The sequence below is a fragment of the Streptomyces sp. NPDC087215 genome (genome assembly GCF_044744885.1).
Lineage (GTDB): Bacteria > Actinomycetota > Actinomycetes > Streptomycetales > Streptomycetaceae > Streptomyces.
In genome coordinates, this window is sequence record NZ_JBIUZD010000027.1 from 8,418 (window position 1) to 34,898 (window position 26,481).

The 26,481-nt window shown below is 73.9% G+C and carries 1 protein-coding gene and 2 pseudogenes; all 3 read left to right on the forward strand.

Translation table 11 applies throughout. The features are described from left to right. The first annotated feature begins 212 nt into the window (after positions 1 to 212). Positions 213 to 14,324 (forward strand): type I polyketide synthase, encoded by a 14,112-nt coding sequence (locus ACIO92_RS33545; RefSeq protein ID WP_402284250.1) that lies wholly within the window; start codon positions 213 to 215, stop codon positions 14,322 to 14,324. Between the two features lie 111 nt (positions 14,325 to 14,435). Further along, positions 14,436 to 19,838 (forward strand): annotated as a pseudogene (locus ACIO92_RS33550) (SDR family NAD(P)-dependent oxidoreductase); the annotation flags it as partial. A 114-nt stretch (positions 19,839 to 19,952) separates the two neighbouring features. After that, positions 19,953 to 26,423, forward strand: a pseudogene (locus ACIO92_RS33555) (type I polyketide synthase); the annotation flags it as partial. Positions 26,424 to 26,481: the final 58 nt, after the last annotated feature.

Below are 26,481 nucleotides of genomic sequence, written 5' to 3' on the forward strand. Positions count from 1 at the left end.
AGATCTGTCCAGAACATAACCGGCCGTCCTCACCGGCCACCCACCGACAAGTAACGGACCGGCCACCCCCCGCCCGAACCGGACGGTTACCCGTGCATGACCAGAGGTTGAGAAAAAACAGGGCCGCCGATCTTAAGGTCGACAATGCGGGGTTCCATATCCGGGATACTCAGGCCGCTCCGATATCAGTCAGGAAAGGGCAGTCGAGCGCCATGACGACTAATCGCATTTCTGTGGAGAACCGTGCGCCGCGAGGCGACGAGGGGGCCATCGCCGTCATCGGCATGTCCTGCCGGCTTCCCATGGCGCCCGGTCCGGCCGACTTCTGGCGGATGCTGCGCGGCGGCACCGACGCGATCACCGACGCACCACCCGGACGCTGGGACACCACCGGGCCACAGGACGGAGCGGGGATCCGCCGCGGCGGATTCATCGACGGCATCGGCGATTTCGACGCCGGGTTCTTCGCGATCTCGCCCCGCGAGGCCGCCGCCATGGACCCGCAGCAGCGCCTCGTCCTCGAACTGGCCTGGGAGGCCCTGGAGGACTCCGGGACCGTGCCCGCCCGGCTGCGCGACTCCCGCACCGCCGTCTTCGTCGGCACTCTCCGTGACGACTACACCAGCCTCGCCAACCAGTACGGCGAACAGACCATCACCCAGCACTCCATGACGGGCCTCAACCGGGGCGTCATCGCCAACCGCGTCTCCTACCACCTGGGTCTGCGCGGACCGAGCCTCACCGTCGACGCCGCCCAGTCCTCCTCGCTCGTCGCCGTGCACCTGGCCTGTGAGTCGCTGCGCTCGGGGGAGTCGGCCACCGCGATCGCCGCCGGCATCAACCTGAACATCCTCGGCGAGAGCGCCGTGACCGAGGAGCGGTTCGGCGGCCTGTCGCCGGACGGCACCGCCTACACCTTCGACGCCCGCGCCAACGGCTTCGTACGCGGCGAGGGCGGCGGAGCCGTCGTCCTGAAGCCCCTGGCGCGGGCACAGGCGGACGGCGACCGGATCTACGGCGTCATCCGCGCCAGCGCGGTCAACAACGACGGCGCCACCCCCGGACTGACCGTGCCCAGCCGCGACGCACAGCGCCAGGTGCTCCGCGAGGCCTACGAAAAGGCCGGAATCAGTCCCTCCGATGTTCAGTACGTCGAGCTCCACGGCACCGGCACCCCCGTCGGCGACCCCATCGAGGCCGCCGCCCTCGGCGACGTCTTCAGCTCCCACCGCGCCCCGGGCGACCCCCTGGTCGTCGGCTCGGCCAAGACCAACGTCGGGCACCTGGAAGGCGCCGCCGGCATCGTCGGCCTGCTCAAGGCCCTGCTGAGCCTGACGCACCGCGAGATCCCCGCGAGCCTCAACTTCCAGACCCCGAACCCGGCCATCGACCTCGACGGCCTCGGCCTCTCCGTACCGCGCGGCCTCACCGCCTGGCCGCACCCCGACCGCACCCTGGTCGCGGGCGTGTCCTCCTTCGGCATGGGCGGCACGAACTGCCACGTCGTCCTCACGGAGGCCCCGGCCACCGAGCGGACCGCCCCGGACTCCGGGCGGACCGCCCCGGACTCCGGGCGGACCCCCGCGCCTTCCGGGCGGACCCCCGCCGCCGACACCCCCGCCGCCGACGCCCCGGCCGTCCTGCCCTGGGTGCTCTCGGGCCGGGACGCCGACGCACTGCGCGCCCAGGCGGAGAAACTGCGTGCCTTCGCCGCCACGAGCGAGGCGGGGACCGCCGACCTCGGCTGGTCCCTGCTGACCACCCGCACCACGTTCGACACCCGCGCGGTCGTCCTCGCCGACAGTGCGGAAACGTTCCTCGCGGGCCTCGACTCCCTCATCGAGGGCGCCCCCGGCACCGGCGTCGTCACCGGAGACGTCCAGGACGGCCGCACCGGCTTCCTGTTCACGGGCCAGGGTGCGCAGCGGGCCGGAATGGCCCGGGAGCTGTATGAGGCGTTCCCGGTGTTCGCGGCGGCCTTCGACGAGATCACCTCCCTCCTCGACCCTGCTCTGGGTGGTTCTCTGCGTGAGGTGATCGCCTCGGGTGAGGGCCTGGACGAGACGGGGTGGACGCAGCCCGCGCTGTTCGCGGTCGAGGTCGCTCTCTTCCGCCTGGTGGAGTCCTGGGGTGTGCGTCCGGACTTCGTCGCGGGTCATTCGATCGGCGAGCTGGCGGCGGCGCATGTGGCGGGGGTGTTCTCGCTGGAGGACGCGGTCCGTCTGGTGGTGGCGCGTGCCGGTCTGATGCAGGCCCTGCCCCGGGGCGGCGCGATGGTCGCCGTGGAAGCGACCGAGGCGGAGGTCACCGCGCTCCTGGAGGGCCAGGTGGCGATCGCCGCCGTCAACGGCCCCCGCTCGGTCGTCGTCTCCGGTGAGGAGACGGCGACGCTCGAAGTGGCCCGCAAAATAGGGGAGTTGGGTGGCCGGACCCGCCGCCTGACGGTCAGTCACGCTTTCCATTCGCCTCTGATGGATCCGATGCTGGCCGAGTTCAGGGCCGTCGCGTCGGACGTCACGTACGAAGCCCCCCGTATTCCCGTGGTCTCCACCGTGACCGGACGGCTCGCCACCGGCACCGACCTGCGCACGGCCGACTACTGGGCCGGTCAGGTCCGTGGCACCGTCCGCTTCGCCGACGCCGTGGAGACGATGACGGCCCAGGGAGTGACCTCCTACCTGGAGGTCGGCCCCGACGGTGTCCTGTCGGCTTTGGCCGAGGGCGCTGTTCCGGCGCTCCGCCGGGGCCGTGACGAGGCGGTGACACTGCTGTCGGCGGTGGGCGCGCTCCACACCCGGGGTGTTCCCGTCGACTGGCGCACCCTCTACGCCGGGACCGGTGCCCGCCAGGTCCCCCTGCCCACCTACGCCTTCCAGCGCCGCCGTCACTGGCTCGAACCCCGCCCCGCCGACAAGGCCGCCCCCGCCCTTCCGGCCCTCACCACCAGCACACCCGCCCAGGCACCCGCCCCCCGGGGCGCCCTCGGCCACCGGCTCGCCGCCATGTCCCCGGCCGAACGCTCCCGCTCCGTCAACGACCTGACGGCCACCCACATCGCCGCCGTCCTCGGATACGACAAGGGCCGCCGCGCCGACGCCCGGCAGTCCTTCAAGGACCTCGGCTTCGACTCGCTGATGTCCGTCGAACTCCGCGACCTGCTCGCGACCGCCACCGGTCTGCGCCTGCCCGGCGGCCTCCTCTTCGACCACCCCACCCCCACCGCGCTCGCCGCACACCTCGAAGCCGAGCTGACCGGCGCGGCCACCACCGACGAGCAGCACCCCACCGCACCGCTCCAGGACGACGAGCCGATCGCCATCGTCGCCATGGCCTGCCGCTACCCCGGCAAGATCTCCTCGCCCGAGGACCTGTGGCGGCTCGTCGCCGAAGGCGCCGACGCCATCTCCGGCTTCCCCGCCGACCGGGGCTGGGAGAGCGACCTGTACGACCAGGACCCCGAGCGCTCCGGGAAGAGCTCCGTACGCGAAGGCGGGTTCCTGCACGACGCCGCCCTCTTCGACGCCGGGTTCTTCGGGATCTCACCCCGCGAGGCCCTGGCCATGGACCCGCAGCAGCGCCTGCTCCTGGAGACCGCCTGGGAGGTCGTCGAACGCGCGGGCATCGCCCCCGACACCCTCAAGGGCAGCCGCACCGGCGTCTTCGTCGGCGCCACCGCACTCGACTACGGCCCCCGCCTGCACGAGGCCCCCAAGAGCGTCGAGGGCCATCTGCTGACCGGCTCCACCAGCAGCGTCATGTCGGGCCGCATCGCCTACCAGCTCGGACTCGTCGGCCCCGCCCTCACCGTCGACACCGCCTGCTCCTCCTCGCTCGTCGCCCTCCACATGGCCGTACGGTCACTGCGCCAGGGAGAGACGACCCTCGCGATCGCGGGCGGCGCGACGGTCATGTCCGCCCCCGGCATGTTCGTGGAGTTCTCCCGGCAGCGCGGCCTCGCCGCGAACGGCCGCAGCAAGTCCTTCTCCGCCGACGCCGACGGCACCTCCTGGGCCGAAGGCGTCGGCCTGCTCCTCGTGGAGAGACTCTCCGACGCCCGCCGCAACGGCCACCAGGTCCTCGCCGTCATCCGGGGCTCCGCCGTCAACCAGGACGGCGCCTCCAACGGCCTGACCGCCCCCAACGGGCCCTCCCAGGAACGCGTCATCCGCCAGGCCCTCGCCGACGCCCGCCTGACCACCGCCGACGTCGACGCCGTCGAAGCACACGGCACCGGCACCCGGCTCGGCGACCCCATCGAGGCCGCCGCGATCCTCGCCACCTACGGCAGCGACCGCAGCGACCGCAGCCCGGTGTACCTCGGCTCCCTGAAGTCGAACATCGGCCACGCCCAGGCCGCCGCCGGTGTCGGCGGCGTCATCAAGATGGTCCAGGCGATCCGCCACGGCGTGCTCCCCAGGACCCTGCACGTCACCGAGGCCACTCCGCACGTCGACTGGGCGGCCGGCGGCCTGGAACTGCTCACCGAGGCCCGCGACTGGCCGGACACCGAGCGCGCCCGCAGGGCGGCCGTCTCCTCGTTCGGCATCAGCGGCACCAACGCCCACGTCATCATCGAACAGGCACAGGACGAACCCGCACCCCGCCCCGGGACCGGCCCGTCCGGCACCGAAACCCCCACCGCCCCTGCCGGGTCCGCGCCCACCGCCCCTGCCGGGTCCGCGCCCTCCGCGCCCGTCGGGTCCGCGCCCGTCGCTTCCGCGTCCGGAGCCGGCGCCACCGCGGAAACCACCCCCGCACCCGCCCCCGCGCTGTGGGCCCTCTCCGCCCCCGACCGTACGGCCCTGGCCGCCCAGGCCCAAGCACTCCGCACCCGGCTGCAGGACGGCCCCGAACTGAACGCCCGGGACATCGCCGACATCGGCTTCTCCCTCGCCACCACCCGCGCCACCTGGCCCGAGCGGGCCGTCGTCACCGGCACCACGGCGGTGGAACTCCTCGCGGGCCTCGACGCGCTGCGCCGCGACACCGACGCCCCCCAGGTCGTCACCGGCTCCGCCGCCCGCGCGGGCCGCACCGCGTTCCTGTTCACCGGCCAGGGCGCCCAGTACCCGGGCATGGGACGCGAACTGTACGACACCGAACCCGTGTTCGCCGCCGCCCTCGACGAGGTGTGCGCCGCCCTCGACCCCCACCTCGACCTCGGCCGCCCGCTGCGCGCAGTGATGTTCCAGGACCCCGACGGCGACCACGACCGCGGCGGACCCCACACCCCGGGCGACGAGCCGACGGCCACGACACCCGGCCCCGCCGCCACCGCGCTCCTGCACGAGACACGCGCCACCCAGCCCGCCCTGTTCGCCCTCGAAGTCGCCCTCCACCACACCCTGCGGGCACACGGCCTCACCCCCGACGCCGTCGCCGGACACTCCATCGGCGAACTCGCCGCCGCCCACGTGGCGGGCGTCTTCTCCCTGACGGACGCCGCCGCCCTGGTCGCCGCCCGGGGCCGCCTGATGCAGGCGGCCGCCCCCGGCGGCGCGATGCTCGCCCTCCAGGCCACCGAGGACGAGGTCACCGAAACCCTCGCCCCCTACGCCGACCGGCTCACCGTCGCCGCCGTCAACGGCCCGGACGCCGTCGTCGTCTCCGGCGACGCCGACGCCGCCGACGCGCTCGCCGCACTCTGGCGCGAACGCGGCCGCAAGACCCGCCGCCTGACGGTCAGCCACGCCTTCCACTCACCGCACATGGACACCGTCCTCGACGCGTTCCGCACCGTCGCCGAAGGCCTGACCTACCACGCCCCGCTCCTCCAGGTCGTCTCCACCGTCACAGGCCTGCCCGCCACCGGCGACGACCTCGTCACCCCCGCCTACTGGGTACGGCAGATCCGCGAGGCCGTACGGTTCCTCGACGCCACCCGCACCCTGGAGGACGAGGGCGTCACCCTCTTCGTCGAGGTCGGCCCCGACGCCGTCCTCACCGCCATGGCCGCCGGCTCCTTCCGGGCCGACACCTCCCGGGCCGTCGCCCTCCAGCGGTCCGGCCGCCCCCAGCACGCCACCCTCACCACGGGACTCGCCCGCGCCCACACCCTCGGCGCCCCCCTGGACCTGGCATCGTTCTTCCCCGGCGCCACCAGCGTCGACCTGCCCACCTACGCCTTCCAGCGCGCCCACTACTGGCTCCGGCCCGAGACCCGCACCGACGCCCGGGGCCTCGGACTCGACCCGGCGGGCCACCCCCTGCTCGCCACCAGCGTCGACCTCGCCGAGGCCGAGGGCCTGGTCCTCACCAGCAGGCTGTCGCTGAACGAACACCCCTGGCTCGCCGACCACCGGATCCACGGCACCGTCCTGGTCCCCGCCACCGCGTTCATCGAACTCGCCTCCGCGGCCGGCCGGACCGCGGACGCCGAACACCTCGTCGAACTCACCCTCGAAGCCCCCCTCGCCCTGCCCGAACAGCAGGCCGTCCGCGTCCAGGCCACGGTCTCCGCGCCCGACCCCACCGGAGTCCGCACCTTCGCCGTGCACTCCCGCCCCGACACCGACGACGAACCGACCGCCTGGACCCGCCACGTCTCCGGCGCCCTCACCGGACCTCCCCCCGCCCCCGCCGGCCCCGCCTTCGACACCCTGCGCACCTGGCCGCCGCAGAACGCCGAACCCGTACCGCTGGACGGCACCTACGAACGCCTCACCGACCTCGGCTACGAATACGGCCCCGTCTTCCAGGGCCTGCGCGCCCTCTGGCGCGGCACGGACACCACCACCTACGCCGAGGTCGCCCTCCCCGCCGACCAGCACGAGGCCGCCGCCGGATACGGCATCCACCCCGCGCTCCTGGACGCCGTCCTGCACCCGGTCGTCCTCGACGCCGCCGAAGGCGCCGACCCCGACACCATCCGGCTGCCGTTCGCCTGGAGCGGGATCACCACCCACGCCGTCGGCGCCACCACCCTGCGCGTCCGCGTCGAACGCACCGGCCCCGACACCGTCGCCCTGCACCTCGCCGACGCCACCGGCGAACCCGTCGCCACCGTCGACTCGCTGCTGCTGCGGCCCCTCGCCAAGGACCGCCTCACCCCCGCCACCACCACCGACGGCCTGTTCACCGTCGCCTGGACCCCCCTCACCCCGGCCGGCGGCCCCGCACCACGCCTCGCCGAACTCCCCGACGACACCACCACCCTCCCCGACCCCCGGGACCTCGAAGCCGACATCGTCCTCGTCCGCGCCGCCCCCGACACCACCCCCACCCCCACCCCTGCGGCCGCCCACCAGGCCACCGCCCGCGCCCTCGCCCTCACCCAGCGCTGGCTCACCGACGAACGCTTCGACGCCACCCGCCTCGCGTTCATCACCACCCGCGCCGTCGCCACCACCCCCGGCGACCCCGTCGACGGCCTGTCCGCCGCCCCCCTGTGGGGCCTGCTCCGCGCCGTCCAGAGCGAACACCCCGACCGGATCGTCCTCCTCGACATCGACGGCACCCCCCAGGCCGAGGAACAGCTGCCCGCCGCCCTCGCCACCGGCGAACCCCAGCTCGCCCTGCGCGGCACCCGGCCCTACGCCCCCCGCCTCAGCCGCGACCGCGCCCCTGCCCCCGCCACCCCGACCCGCCCCGACCCCGAGGGCACCGTCCTGCTCACCGGCGGCACCGGCGGCCTCGGCGGCCTCCTCGCCCGCCACCTCGTCACCACCCACGGCATCCGCCACCTCCTGCTCACCAGCCGACGCGGACCCCACACCCCCGGCGCCGACCTGCTCACCGCCGAACTCACCGCACTCGGCGCCCGGGTCACCACCCTCGCCGCCGACGCCGCCGACCCCGACGACGTCGCCGCTCTCCTGGCGGCCGTCGACCCCGCCCACCCCCTCACCGCGATCATCCACACCGCCGGCGTCCTCGACGACGCCACCGCCACCTCGCTCACCCCCGCCCAGCTCACCAAGGTCCTGCGGCCCAAGGTCGACGCCGCCTGGCACCTCCACGACCAGACCCGGCACCTGGGCCTCGCCGCCTTCGTCCTGTTCTCCTCCGTCTCCGGCATCACCGGCACCGCGGGCCAGGCCAACTACGCCGCCGCCAACACCTACCTCGACGCCCTCGCCGCCCACCGCCGGGCCCAGGGCCTCGCCGCCACCTCCCTGGCCTGGGGCCTGTGGGACTCCAGCCACGGCATGGGCGCCCAGCTCGGCGAAGCCGACCTGGCCCGCTGGAACCGGGCCGGCGTCGACCCGCTCGACCCCACCACCGGCCTCGCCCTGTTCGACGCCGCCCTCACCGGCGGCGACGCCCTCCTCGTACCGGCCCTGTTCGACCTGGCCCGGCTGCGCACCGCCTCGGCCGGGAACCCGCCCGCCCTGCTGCGCGGCCTCATCAGGCCCCGTACCACCACCCGCGCCGCCCAGGGCGCCACCGCCGCCGGAACGGACGGCACCACCGCATGGGCCCGCGGCCTCACCGGTCTCTCCGAAGAGGAGAGCAAGGCCGCCGCCGCCGACCTCGTCCGCGGCATCGTCGCCGCCGTCCTCGGCCACCCGAGCCCCGAAGGCATCGACCCGGAACGCGCCTTCAAGGACATCGGCTTCGACTCGCTCGCCGCCGTCGACCTCCGCAACCGCCTCAACACCGCCACCGGACTGCGGATGCCCGCCACCGCCGTCTTCGACCACCCCTCACCCGCCGCCCTCGCCGCCCACCTGCACCAGCAGGCCGCGGGCCGCAAGCCCGCCGCGAACACCACACCGGCCCGCCGGCCCGCCACGCCCGCCGACGAGCCGATCGCCATCGTCGGCATGGCCTGCCGCTTCCCCGGCGGAGTCTCCTCGCCCGAGGACCTGTGGCGGCTCGTCGCCGAAGGCACCGACGCCATCAGCGAGTTCCCCGACAACCGCGGCTGGGACCTGGACTCCCTCTACCACCCCGACCCGGAGAAGACCGGCACCTCCTACACCCGCCACGGCGGCTTCCTCCACGACGCCGACCGGTTCGACCCGGCGTTCTTCGGGATGTCACCGCGCGAGGCCACCGCCACCGACCCGCAGCAGCGCCTCCTCCTGGAGACCGCCTGGGAGACCTTCGAGAACGCGGGCATCGACCCCGCCGTCCTGCGCGGCACCAGCACCGGCGTCTTCACCGGCGCCATGTACGACGACTACGCCTCACGGCTCGCCAAGAGCCCCGAGGAGTTCGAGGGCTTCCTGCTCGCCGGAAACCTCTCCAGCGTCGTCTCGGGCCGCCTGGCCTACACCTACGGCCTCGAAGGCCCGGCCGTCACCGTCGACACCGCCTGCTCCTCCTCCCTGGTCGCCCTCCACCTCGCGGCGAGCGCCCTGCGCCAGGGCGAATGCGACCTCGCCCTCGCGGGCGGCGTCACCGTGATGTCGGGCCCCAGCACCTTCGTGGAGTTCTCCCGGCAGCGCGGCCTCTCCGAGGACGGCCGCTGCCGCTCCTTCTCCGCCGACGCCTCCGGCACCGGCTGGGCCGAAGGCGTCGGACTCCTCCTCGTCGAGAAACTCTCCGACGCCCGCCGCAACGGCCACCGGGTCCTGGCCGTCATGCGGGGCTCCGCCGTCAACCAGGACGGCGCCTCCAACGGCCTGACCGCCCCCAACGGCCCCGCACAGGAACGCGTCATCCGCCAGGCCCTCACCGTCGCCGGACTCACCCCCGCCGACGTCGACGCCGTCGAAGCGCACGGCACCGGCACCAGCCTCGGCGACCCCATCGAGGCACAGGCCCTGCTCGCCACCTACGGACAGGACCGGCCCGAAGGCCGCCCGCTCTACCTCGGCTCCCTGAAGTCGAACATCGGCCACGCCCAGGCCGCCGCCGGAGTCGGCGGCGTCATCAAGATGATCCAGGCCATGCGCCACGGAGTCCTGCCCAAGACCCTGCACGCCGAGAACCCCTCCCCCCACATCGACTGGGACACCGGCGCCGTGGAACTCCTCACCGAAGCGACCCCCTGGCCCGCCACCGGCCGCCCCGCCCGCGCCGCCGTCTCCTCCTTCGGCATCAGCGGCACCAACGCCCACGTCGTCCTGGAACTGGCCGCCGACCCCACCACCCCGGCACCGGCCACACCCCCCACCCAGACCCCCACCCAGACCGGCACCCCGGCGGACACCCTGGCCGACACCCCGCCCGGCGCAGCACCCGACGCCGTCGTCCTGCCCTGGATCCTCACCGCCAAGGACGACAACGCCCTGCGCCGCCAGGCCGACCGGCTCCACCGCCACCTCACCGACCACCCCGAGATCACCGCGGGCGACGTCGGCCTCACCCTGGCCACCACCCGCGCCACCCTCGAACACCGCGCCGCCGTCCTGGGCACCGACCGCACCGCACTCCTGGACGCCCTCACCGCCCTCGCCACCGGCGAACCGGCCCCCTCCACCGTCCGGGCCACCCCCGGCCGCCGGGGCAAGACCGCGTTCCTCTTCACCGGACAGGGCAGCCAGCGCCTCGGCATGGGACGCGAACTGTACGAAACGTCCCCCGTCTACCGCCACGCCCTCGACGAGGTCTGCAGGCACCTCGACACCGAACTCTTCCGGCCCGTCAAGGACGTCATCTTCGCCCCCGAAGGCTCGGCCGACTCCGCCCTGATCGACCAGACCGCCTTCACCCAGGCCGCCCTCTTCGCCACCGAGGTCGCCCTCTTCCGGCTGGCCGAACACCACGGCATCACCCCCGACTACCTCCTCGGCCACTCCATCGGCGAAGTCACCGCCGCCCACCTCGCGGGAGTCCTCGAACTCAGCGACGCCTGCGCCCTCGTCGCCGAACGCGGCCGGCTCATGCAGGCAGCCCGCGAAGGCGGCGCGATGGCCGCCCTCCAAGCCTCCGAGGAAGAAGTACGCGCCACCCTCACCGACTACGAAGGCGTCGCCATCGCCGGGATCAACGGCCCCCGGGCCACCGTCATCTCCGGCGACCAGAACCTCGTCGAAGAACTCAGCACCCTCTGGCGCACCCGGGGCCGCAAGACCAAACGCCTCCCCGTCAGCCACGCCTTCCACTCACCGCACATGGACGAGGTCCTCGACGAGTTCCGGTCCGTCGCCGAATGCCTGACCTACCACGAGCCCCGCATCCCCATCGTCTCCAACGTCACCGGAATCCTCGCCACCACCCGACAGCTCACCTCACCCGACTACTGGGCCAACCACATCCGCGAGGCGGTCCGCTTCCACGACGGCATCCGCCACCTCGAAGAACTCGGCGTCACCGACTACCTCGAAATGGGCCCCGACGGCATCCTCACCGCCATGGCCCAGGACTGCCTCACCCGCGAGGCCGGCTACCTCGCCCCGCTCCTCCGCGCGGGCAGGCCCGAGGCCACCACCGTCGCCACCGCCCTCACCGGCGCCGTCCTGCGCGGCGCCCGCCCCCACTGGCAGACGTACTTCCCCGGCGCCCACCGCGTCGACCTGCCCACCTACGCCTTCGCACACGACCGCTACTGGCTGGAAGGCGCCGCCACCCCCGGCGACGCCGAAGGCTTCGGCCTCGCCGCCGTCGGCCACCCCCTGCTCAGCGCGGCCGTACGAATCGCCGACCGGGACGCCTACCTCCTCACCGGCCGTGTCTCCCGCCGCACCCACCCCTGGCTGGACGGCCACGCCGTCGCCGGAACCGTCCTCCTGCCCGCCACCGCCCTGCTCGACCTCGCCTTCCGCGCCGCCGAACAGACCGACCGCGACACGGTCGACGAACTGACCCTCGCCGCACCCCTGATCCTGCCCGAACGGGGCGCCGTCCAGCTCCAGCTCGTCGTCGGCGAACCCGACACCACCGGCGCCCGCACCCTCGCCGTCTACGCCCGCCCCGACCAGGACACCCACACCGACCAGCCCTGGACCCTGCACGCCGAAGGACGCCTCACCGACGGCGCCGCCACCCCCGAAGGACTGCTCGCCTGGCCCCCCGCCGGAGCCACCGAGATCGACCTCGACGGCGTCTACGACCGGCTCGCGGACGCCGGATACACCTACCAGAACGCCTTCCAGGGCCTCAGCCGCCTCTGGAAGACCGACGACGAACTCTTCGCCGAAGTCGCCCTCGGAGAGGAACACCGCACCCAAGCACCCCTCTTCGGCCTCCACCCCGCCCTCCTCGACGCCGCCCTGCACCCGCTGCTCCCCGGCGTCGCGGAACCCGAAGGCACCTCCTGGCTGCCGTTCTCCTGGTCCGGAGTGAGCCTGTACGCCACCGGCGCGACCGTCCTGCGCGTCCGGCTCTCCCCCGACCGGTCCGGCGACGACTCCCTGCGCGTCGCGCTCACCGTCGCCGACGGCGCGGGCGCCGCCGTCGCCCGAGCCACCTCGCTCCTGCTGCGCCCGCTCTCCGAGGAGGCGCTCCGCAGCGCCGGCACCGCCGCCCGCGACGGACTGTTCGGCCTGGGCTGGACGGCTCTGCCCGCCACCGGCACGGCCCCGGCCCGCACCGGCTGGACCCTGCTCGCCGACGCCGACGCCGACGGCGACGCGGCACTCGGCGGGCTGCGGTCCCTCGGCGCCGCACTCGACGCGGGGGCGGCGGCCCCCGCCGTCCTCCTCCTGCGCACGGACGCCCCGACCGGCGACCCCGGCCCGGCGACCGCCCCCCACGACACCGGGACCGGCGACCGCGCCACCGCCCTGCCGGAGCGGGCCCGTACCGCCGTCCGCCAGGTGCTCGACACCGTGCAGGGCTGGCTCTCCGACGACCGGCTCTCCGAGACCCGGCTCGTCGTCACCACCCGGGGCGCCGTCGCAGCGGGCCACGAGGACGTCACCGACCTGGCCCACGCCGGAGTCTGGGGCCTCCTCAGGTCCGCACAGACCGAGAACCCGGGCCGGATCGTCCTCGTCGACCTCGACCCCGCCACCACCACGGACCCCACAGCCGCGGACACCGCCGAGGACCGGCTCCTCGACCTCGCCGTCGCCAGCGGCGAAGCCCAGATCGCCGTCCGGGGCGGCACCCTCACCGTCCCCCGGCTCACCCGCACCACCCCGGCCACCGAAGAAGACCGGGCCACCCCCCACTGGGACCAGGGAACCGTCCTGGTCACCGGCGCCACCGGAGCCCTCGGCACGGTCCTCGCCCGCCACCTCGTCACCACACACGGCGCCCGCCGCCTCCTCCTCCTCAGCCGCCGCGGCCCCGACGCACCCGGCGCCGCCGAACTCCGCACCGAACTCGAAACACTCGGCGCCCACACCGACACCGTCGCCTGCGACGTCACCGACCGCGACTCCCTCGCCGCCGCCCTCGCCGCCATCCCCGACGAACACCCGCTCACCGCCGTCGTCCACACCGCCGGAGTCCTCGACGACGGCATCACCGCCCAACTCACCCCCACCCAGCTCGACACGGTCCTCCGCCCCAAGATCGACGCCGCCTGGCACCTGCACGAACTGACCCGCGACCTCGGCCTCACCGCCTTCGTCCTCTACTCCTCCGTCGCAGGCCTCATCGGCACCGCGGGCCAGGCCAACTACGCCGCGGGCAACACCTTCCTCGACGCCCTCGCCGCCCACCGCCGCGCCCACGGCCTGCCCGCACTCTCCCTCGCCTGGGGCCTGTGGGCCCAGGCCAGCACCCTCTCCGGCAGCCTCGACGAGACCGACCTGCGCCGCCTGGCCCGCGTCGGCCTGCGACCCCTCGCCTCCCAGGAAGCGATGGACCTCTTCGACGCGGCCCCCGCCACCGGCGAAACCGTCCTCGCCGTCACCCGCCTCGACACAGCGGTCCTGCGCGGCGGCGGCGAACTCCCGCCCGTCCTGCGGGCCCTCGCCGGACCGGCCAAACGCCGCACCACCACCGCCACCGGCACCACCACCGAAGAGGCCCCGCTCGCCCAGCGGCTCGCCGCCCTCGGCCCCGCCGACCGCGAACGCGCCCTCACCGACCTCGTACGCGCCCAGGTCGCCGGAGTCCTCGGACACGGAGACCCCGGCCGCATCGAAGCCGACCGGGCCTTCCAGGAACTGGGCTTCGACTCCCTCACCGCCGTCGAACTCCGCAACCAGCTCGGCCGGGCGACCGGACTGCGCCTGCCGACCACCCTCGTCTTCGACCACCCCTCGCCACAGGCCCTGGCCGCCCACCTCCTCGGCGAACTCGCCGTCGAGGAAGCCTCACCCGCCGAACCGGTCCTCACCCCCCTCGCGGGCCTGGAGACGGCGATCGCCGCCGCACCCGACCAGGAGACCCGCGACCTGATCACCGCACGGCTCAAAGAACTCCTCAAAGCGGCCGAGACCGCCGACAGCCTCGGCCGCCCGCAGGAACCCCAGAACGAGCAGGACCTCGAAACGGCCAGCGACGAGGAACTCTTCGCCCTCCTCGACGAACTCGAATGACCACCGGGACACGCGCCGCCCACGGCGCATCCACGGTCACCGGACACACCACCACACGGGAGCTGAATTCACGTGGCTGACGAGGTACAACTCCGCGAATACCTCAAGAGGGCCATCGCCGACGCCCGAGACGCACGCAAGCGTCTGCGCGAGGTCGAGGACAAGGAACAAGAACCGATCGCCATCGTCTCCATGGCCTGCCGCTACCCGGGAGGCGTCGCCTCGCCCGAAGACCTGTGGCAACTGGTCGCCGACGGCACCGACGCCGTCTCCTACTTCCCCACCGACCGGGGCTGGGACCTGGACCGCCTCTACGACCCCGACCCCGAGAAGACCGGCACCTCCTACTCCCGCGAAGGCGGCTTCCTCTACGACGCCGACCTCTTCGACCCCGACCTGTTCGGCATGTCCCCCCGCGAAGCCCTCGCGGCCGACCCACAGCAGCGCCTCCTCCTGGAGACCGCCTGGGAGACCTTCGAACGCGCCGGCATCGACCCGGTCTCCCTCAAAGGAACCCGCACCGGCGTGTTCGCCGGCGTCATGTACAACGACTACGGATCACGCCACCACCTCCCACCGGAGGACTTCGAGGGCTACCTCTTCAGCGGCAGCGCGGGCTCCATAGCCTCAGGCCGCGTCGCCTACACCTACGGCCTCGAAGGCCCGGCCGTCACCATCGACACCGCCTGCTCCTCCTCCCTGGTCGCCCTCCACCTCGCGGCCAACGCCCTGCGCCGCGGCGAATGCGACCTCGCCCTCGCGGGCGGCGTCACCGTGATGTCGACACCGGTCGCCTTCATCGAGTTCTCCCGGCTGCGAGGACTCGCCGCCGACGGCCGCAGCAAGTCCTTCTCCGCCGCGGCCGACGGCACCGGCTGGGCCGAAGGCGTCGGACTCCTCCTCGTCGAGAAACTCTCCGACGCCCGCCGCAACGGCCACCGGGTCCTGGCCGTCATGCGGGGCTCCGCCGTCAACCAGGACGGCGCCTCCAACGGCCTGACCGCCCCCAACGGCCCCGCACAGGAACGCGTCATCCGCCAGGCCCTCGCGGGCGCGGGCCTGACACCCGCCGACATCGACGTCGTCGAAGCACACGGCACGGGCACCCGGCTCGGCGACCCCATCGAGGCACAGGCGCTCCTCGCCACCTACGGACAGGACCGGCCCGAAGGCCGCCCGCTCTACCTCGGCTCCCTGAAGTCGAACATTGCCCACGCCCAGGCCGCCGCAGGAGTCGGCGGCGTCATCAAGATGATCCAGGCCATGGAGCACGGCGTGATGCCTCGCACCCTGCACAGCGATCAGCCGACCACCCACGTCGAATGGGACACGGGCGCCGTGTCCCTCCTCAAGGAGGCAAGACCCTGGCCCGAGACCGGCACCCCGCGCCGCGCGGCCGTCTCCTCGTTCGGCTTCGGCGGCACCAACGCCCACGTCATCATCGAGGAAGCACCGGCGGCCGAGAACACCGAGGACAGGCCCCCGCTGGCGGCAGCACTCCCCGTCATCCCCTGGACCATCTCGGGCAAGACGGCCACCGCCCTCCGCGACCAGGCACGACGGCTGAACGCCCGCCTCACGGCAGACCTCGACGTCTCCCCCCTGGACGTCGGTTTCTCCCTGGCGGCGGGGCGTGCGGCCCTCGACCACCGTGCGGTGGTGACGGGCCGGGACCGTGGCGAACTGCTCGCCGGAATCCGCGCACTGGCTGAGGGCGGTTCGGCCCCGGGCCTGGTGAGTGGTGAACGGGCCGGAGGCCGTACGGGTTTCCTGTTCACGGGCCAGGGTGCGCAGCGGGCGGGAATGGCGCAGGAGCTTCATGGCACCTTCCCGGTGTTCGCGGCGGCTTTCGACGAGATCACCGCTCTCCTCGATCCCGCTCTGGGTGGTTCGTTGCGTGAGGTGATCGCCTCGGGTGAGGGTCTGGACGAGACGGGGTGGACCCAGCCCGCGCTGTTCGCGGTCGAGGTCGCTCTCTTCCGCCTGGTGGAGTCCTGGGGTGTGCGTCCGGACTTCGTGGCGGGTCACTCGATCGGCGAGCTGGCGGCGGCGCATGTGGCGGGGGTGTTCTCGCTGGAGGACGCGGTCCGTCTGGTGGTGGCCCGTGCCGGTCTGATGCAGGCCCTGCCGCGCGGTGGTGCGATGGTCGCCGCAGAAGCGACGGAAGCCGAGGTCACCGCGCTCCTGGAGGGCCAGGTGGCGATCGCCGCCGTCAACGGCCCCCGCTCGGTCGTCGTCTCCGGTGAGGAGACGGCGACGCTCGAAGTGGCCCGCAGAGTAGGGGAGTCGGGCGGCCGGACCCGCCGCCTGGCGGTCAGTCATGCTTTCCATTCGCCTCTGATGGATCCGATGCTGGCCGAATTCAGGGCCGTCGCGTCGGACGTCACGTACGAAGCCCCCCGTATCGCGGTGGTTTCGACGGTCACGGGCAAGGTCGCCACCGGCACCGATCTGCGTACGGCGGAGTACTGGGCCGGTCAGGTCCGTGGCACGGTCCGCTTCGCGGACGCCGTGGAGACGATGACGGCCGAGGGGGTGACCTCCTACCTGGAGGTGGGTCCCGACGGTGTCCTGTCGGCTTTGGCCGAGGGCGCGGTTCCGGCGCTCCGCCGGGGCCGTGACGAGGCGGTGACACTGTTGTCGGCGGTGGGCGCGCTCCACACCCGGGGTGTTCCCGTCGACTGGCGCACCCTCTACGCCGGGACCGGTGCCCGCCAGGTCCCCCTGCCCACCTACGCCTTCCAGCGCCGCCGCTACTGGCTCGAACCCCGCCCCACCGCCGAGGCCCACGACACCGGTGCCCCCTCCTCCGGCCACCCGGTCCTCGGTTCGCCCATCACCGTGGCAGGCTTCAACCAGATCCTGTTCACCAGCCGCCTCTCCCTCAAGAGCCACCCGTGGCTCGCCGACCACGTCGTCCTCGGCTCGCCCGTCCTCCCGGCCTCCGCCCTGGTCGAACTCGCCATCCACGCGGGCGACCTGATCGGCCACCCGGCACTCGACGAACTCAACCTCCAGGTGCCGCTGGTGCTCCCGGAGGAAGGCAACATCCAGCTCCAGGTCAGGGCCGGAACCCCGGACGACACCGGACGGCACTGCCTGTGCCTGTACTCCCGCCCCGACGACTTCGACGCCCCGTGGACCATGCACGCCGAGGGCTGGTACCTGACCGAGGAGCCCGAGGTCGCCGCCTCCCTCACCTGGAACGACGACACCACGGGCCGGACCACGGAGATCCAGCTCCCCGACGGACTCCAGTCCGACGCCGGACGCTACGGACTGCACCCGGTACTGCTCCAGGCCGCCCTGCCGACCCGCCCCGAGAACCCGGCCGCCGGGACGATCCCGGTCCCCGCCGACTGGTACGGAGTACGGCTCCACTCCACCGGCGCGACCGCCGTCAAGGCCCGGGTCACCGAGATCGACGAGGACTCCTTCTCGCTCCAGCTCGCCGACGCGGCCGGTGACCTGGTCGTCTCGGTGGAGTCCATCGTCTTCCGCGACATACCCAACGAGCAGTTCAGGGCCGCCGTCGGCGGCGACAGCACAGGACGCGAATCGCTGTTCCACCTGGACTGGACGCCCACCGCGCTCCCACAGCCCGCCGAGCCGCTCGCCTGGGCCGTCCTGGACACCGACAGCGGCGGACACGACGCGCGCGGCGCACACCGCTATCCGCACCCGGCGGCCGTGGCCGAAGCCCTCGCCTCCGGCACCCGCCTCGACGCCGTCCTGCTGCCCTGGACCCCCGCCGGCCCCCCGGCCGACCAGGCCGCCGCCACACACACGGCCACCCGGAAGGCCCTCACACTGGTACGGGAATGGCTGGCCGACGAGCGCCTCGGAGCGACCCGGCTCGTGGTCGCCACCTCGGGCGCGGTCGCCACCTGCGACGGGGAGGACGTCACCGACCTGGCGGGCGCCGCCGTCTGGGGCCTGCTCCGCTCGGCCCAGTCGGAAGCCCCGGACCGCATCGTCCTCATCGACACCCACACCGACACCGCCGCCGCCGACGCGGGCACCGGCACAGACCACGGCACCGGCACCGGCGCGCTCTCCGCCCTCCTCGCCTCCGGCGAACCCCAGGCCGCCCTCCGCGACGGGACCACCCTCCTGCCCCGGCTGCGCCGCGTCCCCGCCACCGCCCCGCCCTCCGGCCGTACCCCCGTCTGGAAGCACGGCACGGTCCTCGTCACCGGCGGCACCGGCACCCTCGGCGCCGAGTTCGCCCGCCACCTCGTCGCCGAGCACGGCGCCACCCGGCTCCTGCTGCTCTCCCGCACCGGCGAACAGGCCGACGGCGTGGCGGGGCTCCTCGACGACCTGCGGGGCATCGGCGCCCACGTCACCGTCGCCGCCTGCGACGCCGCCGACCGCGACGCACTCGCCCGCGTCCTCGCGGCCGTCCCGCAGGAGCACCCGCTGACCGCGGTCGTCCACACCGCGGGCGTCCTCGACAACGGGCTGATCCCCACACTCACCGACGACAGGCTCGCCGACGTGCTGCGCCCCAAGGCGGACGCGGCCTGGCACCTGCACGAGCTGACCCGCCACCTGGACCTGGAGGCGTTCGTGACGTTCTCCTCCACCGTCGGCGTCCTCGGCGGACCCGGCCAGGCCAACTACGCCGCCGCCAACGCCTTCCTGGACGCCCTCGCCGCCCACCGGCACGCCCACGGCCTGCCCGCCACCTCCCTCGCCTGGGGCCTGTGGCAGCTCGGCGGCATCAACGCCCACCTCGCCGAGAGCGACCTCAACCGCTTCGCCCGCGACGGCTTCCGCCCCATCGCCCGCGTCGAGGGCCTCTCCCTGTTCGACCGGGCCACCGGCGACGGCCGGCCCGCGCTCGTCGCGACCCCCGTGGGAGTGTCCGCCGTACGGGCCCAGGCCCGTGTCCCCGCGCTCCTGACCGAACTGGCGGCCCTGCCGGGCCGCCGCGTCGCCCGGTCCCAACCCGCCGACCCGGCGTCCGACCCGGCATCCGACATCGCCGCACGCCTGGGCGAACTGAGCGAGGTCGAACAGGAACAACTCCTGCTGACCCTCGTCCGCACCGACGTCGCCGCGGTCCTCGGCCGCACCGACGCCGACTCCATCGCCCCCGAACGCGCCTTCCAGGACCTCGGCTTCGACTCCCTCACCGCGGTCGACCTGCGCAACAGGATCGGCACCGCCACCGGGGTCAAGCTCCCCGCCACCCTCGTGTTCGACCACCCCACCCCGGCGGCCCTCGTCACGCTCCTGCGGGACCGCCTCGCCCCGCAGGCCCCCGACGCCCGCCGGACGCTCCTCGACGAACTCGACCGGATGGAGAGGAAACTGGCCGCCGTCTCGGGGGACGACCAGGACCGCTCGGCCGTCTCCGCCCGGCTGAGGGCCCTGCTGTCCCGCGTCGAGGGGACCGACGGCCCGCCCGCCGCCCCCGGCACCGACACGTCCGACGCCATCGAAGCGGCCTCCGTCGACGAGCTCCTCAGCTTCATCGACAACGAACTCGGCAGCTCCACCCCCTAGGCGCCGCTCCGCCCCCCGTGGCGGACGGCCCCCAGCGCCGGTCCGGCGGACCCCTTATTTCCGCCGGACCGGCCCCCTGCCACTCAGCCTTCGCCCGAGGAGAGCACGAACCCGATGTCCAACCCGTCGAACGAAGAGAAACTGGTCGAGTACCTGAAGCGGGTCACCGTCGACCTGCAGAAGGCGAACCGCAGGATCGCCGCCCTCGAAGCGGCCGACTCCGAGCCGATCGCCGTCGTCGGCATGGCCTGCCGCTTCCCCGGCGGAGTGGCATCCCCCGACGACCTGTGGCGGCTGGTCGACTCCGGCACCGACGCCATCACCGACTTCCCCACCGACCGGGGCTGGGACCTGGACCGCCTCTACGACCCCGACCCGGGCCGCCCCGGCACCTCCTACACCCGAAGGGCGGGATTCCTGCACGACGCCGCCCTCTTCGACGCCGGGTTCTTCGGGATCTCACCCCGCGAGGCCCTGGCCATGGACCCGCAGCAGCGCCTGCTCCTGGAGACGTCCTGGGAGGCGTTCGAACAGGCCGGGATCGACCCCGACACCCTGCGCGGCAGCCGTACGGGCGTCTTCGCGGGCATCATCGAGCAGAGCTACCTGGGCCTGGAAGGCCCCGAGGAGTTCGAGGGCTACCTGCTGACCAGCAAGCTCAGCAGCGTCGCCTCCGGCCGGGTCGCCTACAGCCTCGGGCTCGAAGGCCCCGCCCTCTCCGTCGACACCGCCTGCTCCTCCTCGCTCGTCGCCCTCCACCTCGCGATCCAGTCGCTGCGCTCCGGCGAGTCCGACCTCGCCCTCGCGGGCGGGGTGACGGTGACCGCGACCCCGGGTGGATTCGTCGACTTCTCCCGGCAGAGCGGCCTCGCGCCCGACGGCCGCATCAAGTCCTTCTCCGCCGACGCGGACGGCACCTCCTGGTCGGAGGGCGTCGGGATGCTCCTCGTGGAGAAGCTGTCCGACGCCCGCCGCAACGGCCACCAGGTCTTGGCCGTCATCCGGGGCTCCGCCGTCAACCAGGACGGCGCCTCCAACGGCCTGACCGCCCCCAACGGGCCCTCCCAGGAACGCGTCATCCGCCAGGCCCTCGCCGACGCGGGCCTGACCACCGCCGACGTCGACGCCGTGGAAGCGCACGGCACGGGCACCCGGCTCGGCGACCCCATCGAGGCGCAGGCCCTGCTCGCCACCTACGGACAGGACAGGCCCGAGGGCCGTCCGCTCTACCTCGGCTCCCTGAAGTCGAACATCGGGCACACCGTCGCCGCCGCCGGTGTCGGCGGCGTCATCAAGATGATCCAGGCCATGGAGCACGGAGTGCTGCCCCGCACCCTGCACGTGGAGAGCCCCACGCCGATGGCGGACTGGGACTCCGGGGCCGTCGAACTGCTCACCGAGGCCCGCGACTGGCCGGACACCGAGCGCGCCCGCAGGGCGGCCGTCTCCGCCTTCGGCGTCAGCGGCACCAACGCGCACGTGATCATCGAGCAGCCGCCCGCGCGGGAGCCCGCACCGGCCGAGGGGACCGGGCGGACGGAGCCGGCCGCGACCGCCGACCTGCCCGTGGTCCCCTGGCTGGTGTCGGCCAGGACCCCGGACGCCCTGCGGGAGCAGGCCCGCCGCTTCCTCGACCACATCACGGCCGACACCGCTCTCTCCCCCCTGGACGTCGGTTTCTCCCTGGCGGCGGGGCGTGCGGCCCTCGACCACCGTGCGGTGGTGACGGGCGGGGACCGTGAGGAACTGCTCGCAGGGCTAAGGACGTTGGCCGAGGGCGGTTCGGCCCCGGGCCTGGTGAGTGGTGAACGGGCCGGAGGCCGTACGGGTTTCCTGTTCACGGGCCAGGGTGCGCAGCGGGCGGGAATGGCGCAGGAGCTGTATGAGGCGTTCCCGGTGTTCGCGGCGGCCTTCGACGAGATCACCTCCCTCCTCGACCCTGCTCTGGGTGGTTCTCTGCGTGAGGTGATCGCCTCGGGTGAGGGCCTGGACGAGACGGGGTGGACGCAGCCCGCGCTGTTCGCGGTCGAGGTCGCTCTCTTCCGCCTGGTGGAGTCCTGGGGTGTGCGTCCGGACTTCGTCGCGGGTCATTCGATCGGCGAGCTGGCGGCGGCGCATGTGGCGGGGGTGTTCTCGCTGGAGGACGCGGCCCGTCTGGTGGTGGCCCGTGCCGGTCTGATGCAGGCCCTGCCCCGGGGCGGTGCGATGGTCGCCGTGGAAGCGACCGAGGCGGAGGTCACCGCCCTCCTGGAGGGCCAGGTCGCGATCGCCGCCGTCAACGGCCCCCGCTCGGTCGTCGTCTCCGGTGAGGAGACGGCGACACTCGAAGTGGCCCGCAGAGTGGGGGAGTCGGGCGGCCGGACCCGCCGCCTGACGGTCAGTCACGCTTTTCATTCGCCTCTGATGGATCCGATGCTGGCCGAGTTCAGGGCCGTCGCGTCGAGCATCGCGTATGAGGCGCCCCGTATCGCGGTGGTCTCGACGGTCACGGGCAAGGTCGCCACCGGCACCGATCTGCGTACGGCGGAGTACTGGGCCGGTCAGGTCCGTGGCACCGTCCGCTTCGCGGACGCCGTGGAGACGATGACGGCCCAGGGCGTCACCGCCACCCTGGAACTCGGCCCCGACGGGACCCTCTCCGCCCTCGCGGCCGAACTGGTCCCCACCACCGTCGCCCTCACCCGCCGCGACCGCCCCGAGGTCCTCACGGCCGTCACCGCGCTCGGCCGTCTCCACCAGCACGGCGTCCCCGTCGACTGGAACGGCTTCTTCTCCGGCACCGGCGCCCGCAAGGTCCCGCTGCCCACCTACGCCTTCCAGCACCAGCGCTACTGGGTGGAGTCGGCGGCCACCGCCCCCGACGCCGCCGGACTCGGTATGCGGGCGACCGGCCACCCACTGCTCGGCGCCGCCGTCGTCCTCGCGGGCGCCGACCGGACCGTGTTCACCAGCACCTTCTCCCCCCGCACCCAGCCGTGGCTCGCGGACCACACCGTCGCCGGAGCCGTGGTGCTGCCGCCCGCCGCACTCGTGGAACTCGTCGTCAGAGCCGGGGACGAGTCGGGGACGAGCACCCTCGACGAACTCGTCCTGGACGCCCCCTTCGTCCTCGCCGAAGGCACCGGACACCAGCTCCAGGTCGCCGTGGGCGCCGCCGACACCACCGGCCGCCGCTCCGTCACCGTGCACGGCCGCCCCGACGACCCCGACGCACCGTGGACCGCGCACGCCCACGGCACCTTGAGCACCACCGCCGAGGGCCCCGCGTTCACACCGGCCCAGTGGCCGCCCGCCGACGCCGAGGAGATCGCCCTCGAAGAGCTGTACGCCGGACTCGCCGCCGAGGGCCTCGTGTACGGGCCCGCCTTCCAGTTGCTCACCGCCGCCTGGCGCCGAGGCGACGAACTCCTCGCCGAGGCCGCCCTGCCCGACCCCGCGACCGGCACCGGGGGTTTCACTCTCCACCCCGCACTCCTGGACGCGGCGGTACGGCCCCTCCTGCCCTCCGTACGGGACGGGGCGCCGCTCGCCGGACACTGGCGCGGCGTACGGCTCCACGCGACCGGCGCCACCTCGCTCCGGGTCCGCATCACCCCCGGGGGCGCCGGTTCCGCGCGCGTCGAACTCGCCGACCCGGCGGGGCAGCCCGTCGCCCTCGTCACCGAGGCCGCGGTCCGCGCCGTCGACGACGCCACCTTCGCGACGGCCGCCGCCCGGCACGACGACGCACTGTTCCACCTGGGCTGGACGCCGCTGGGCGTGGCGGCGGCGGGGGAGACCCGCCCGGCCACGCTCGGCGACGGCGACGACTTCACGAGCCCCGCCGAGGCCGCCGAAGCCGTCGCCGCGGGCCGGACGCTTCCCCTGGTCGTGCTGCGCACCCGGCCGGAACCGGCGGGCTCGCTGCCCGGCTCGGTCCACGCCACCACGGAGAAGACCCTCATGCTGGTACGGGAGTGGCTGGCCGACGAGCGCCTCGAAGGGACCCGGCTCGCCGTGGTCACCTCGGGCGCGGTCGCCACCCGGGAGGGGGAGGACGTCACCGACCTGGCGGGCGCCGCCGTCTGGGGCCTGCTCCGCTCGGCCCAGTCCGAGCACGCCGGCCGGATCGTCCTGGTCGACACCGACCCCGGTGCGCCCTCCGGTGCCGGTGACGGGCCCGTCGTGGCCCCCGCCGTCTCCGGCGAACCCCAGGCCGCCGTGCGCGCCGGACAGGTCTACGTCCCCCGGCTCGCCCGGACCGCGCCCCCCGCCCCCGGCAGCGTCCCGGCCTGGAACCCCGACGGAACGGTCCTGATCACCGGCGGCACCGGCAGCCTCGGCGCCCTCTTCGCCCGCCACCTGGTGACCGAGCACGGAGTGCGCCATCTCCTGCTCACCAGCCGCAGCGGCCCCGCCGCCGCCGGAGCCGGGGAGCTGACGGCCGAACTGACCGCCCTGGGCGCCCGGGTCACGCTCGCCGCCTGCGACACGGCCGACCACACCGCGCTCGCCCGGCTCCTGGGCACGATCCCCGCCGACCTGCCGCTGACCGGCGTCGTGCACGCCGCGGGCGTCCTGGACGACGGCCTTCTCGCCACCCTCACCCCCGAGCGGCTGCACGCGGTGCTGCGGCCCAAGGTCGACGCCGCCTGGAACCTGCATCGCCTCACCCAGGACGCGCCGGTCACCGCCTTCGTCCTCTTCTCGTCCGTCGCGGCCGTCGTCGGCGGCCCCGGCCAGTCCAACTACGCCGCCGCCAACCAGTTCCTGGACGCCCTCGCCGCCCACCGCCGCGCCCACGGCCTGCCCGCCACCTCGGTCGCCTGGGGTCTGTGGGAGCAGTCCGGCGGCATGAGCGGTCACCTCAGCGAGACCGACCTCGGGCGCATCGCCCGCAGCGGTTTCCGGCCCGTGCCCCAGGGCCAGGGGCCCGCGCTGCTCGACCGGGCGATGGCCCTGGGGGCAGCGGCCGTCGTCGCGACCCCCCTGGACATCGCCGTCCTGCGCGAACAGCCCGGCCGCATCCCGGCGGTCCTCACCGCTCTGGCGCCCGTTCCCGCCCGCCCGGCCGCCGCCGGGCAGGGCACGGCGGCGGCCGGCTCGCTCGCCGACCTGGTCGCCGGGCTCGAAGGGCCCGCGCGCGAACAGGCCGTCCTGGACGCGGTGCTCACCGTGACCGCGGCCGTCCTGGGCCATCCCGACACCTCCGGGGTCCGGGCCGGACAGCCGCTGACCAAGCTGGGCTTCGACTCGCTGACCTCCGTCGAGCTCCGCAACCGGCTCGGTGTCCTGGCCGGCTCCAAGCTGCCCGCGACGCTGGTCTTCGACCACCCCACCCCGGCCGCCCTCGCGGCCTTCGTCTGCGGACAGCTGGCGGGCGGGTCCGGTCCCGGCACCGCCGCCGCGCCGCCCGCCGTGGACTTCGCCGCGGAGGTGAGCCTCGCCGCCGACATCCGCCCGGCGGCCGAGGCCGTCAGCTCGGTGCGGGACCCGGAGGAGGTCCTGCTGACCGGCGCCACCGGCTTCCTCGGCGCGTTCCTGCTGCGCGACCTGATGCGGACGACGAAGGCGACGATCCACTGCCTGGTCCGCGGCGCCGACCAGGAGGAGGCGAGGAAGCGGCTGCGGACCAACATGGAGTGGTACCGGCTGTGGGACGAGGTCGACGAGGACCGGCTCTCCCTCGTCCTGGGTGATCTGGCCGAGGAGCGGCTGGGTCTCACCGAGGAGCGCTTCGACGGCCTGGCGCGGACGGTGGACGCCGTCTACCACAACGGCGCCCGGGTCCACTGGCTGCACCCCTACACGGCGCTGCGCGACGCCAACGTCCGCGGCACCGAGGAGGTGCTGCGCCTGGCGGCCCGGCACCGCACCGCGCCCGTCCACTACGTCTCCACCGTCGGTGTGTTCGACGGTGTGCGGGAGGAGGGCGTCCCGCTCAGGGTGACCGACCCGACCGGTCCCGCCGAGGCCCTGCCCAGTGGCTATCTCCAGAGCAAGTGGGTCGCCGAGCAGCTCATCGGCACCGCCCGCGACCGGGGCCTGCCCGTCTCGGTCTACCGGGTGGACGTGATCTCCGGCGACACCCGCAACGGCGCCTGCCAGACCCGCGACTTCGTCTGGCTCAGCCTCAAGGGCATCCTCCAGTCGGCGTCGGTTCCCGTCGGTACGGACGGCCGGTTCCATCTGCTGCCGGTCGACTACGTCAGCGCCGCCATCACCACCCTCGCCCGGCAGGCGGACACGGCCGGGCGGACGTTCCACCTGTTCAACCAGAGCTCCCTCAGCCTCGCCGAGTGCGTGGAGCACCTGCGGGCGCACGGGTACGCGCTGGAGGAGCAGGACTGGCCGAGCTGGAACGAGAAGGTCGGCGCGAGCAGTGACAACGCGCTCCGGCCGCTGCTGCACGCCTTCGAGATGATGACCTCCGACACCGACGGTTTCTATCCGCCGATCGACACCTCCGAGACCCTCGCGTGCCTCGCGGGCACCGGTGTCGACTGCCCGCCCCTCACGGCCGAACTCTTCTCCCGGTACATCGAGTTCTTCGTCGAGGTGGGCCACTTCCCGCCCGCGCCGGGCCGCGTCCCGGCGGGCGTCTGACGGGAGGTCCGGGCCGGTGTGCCCCGGCCCGGACCTCTTCTTTCCGTCCGCCCGGACA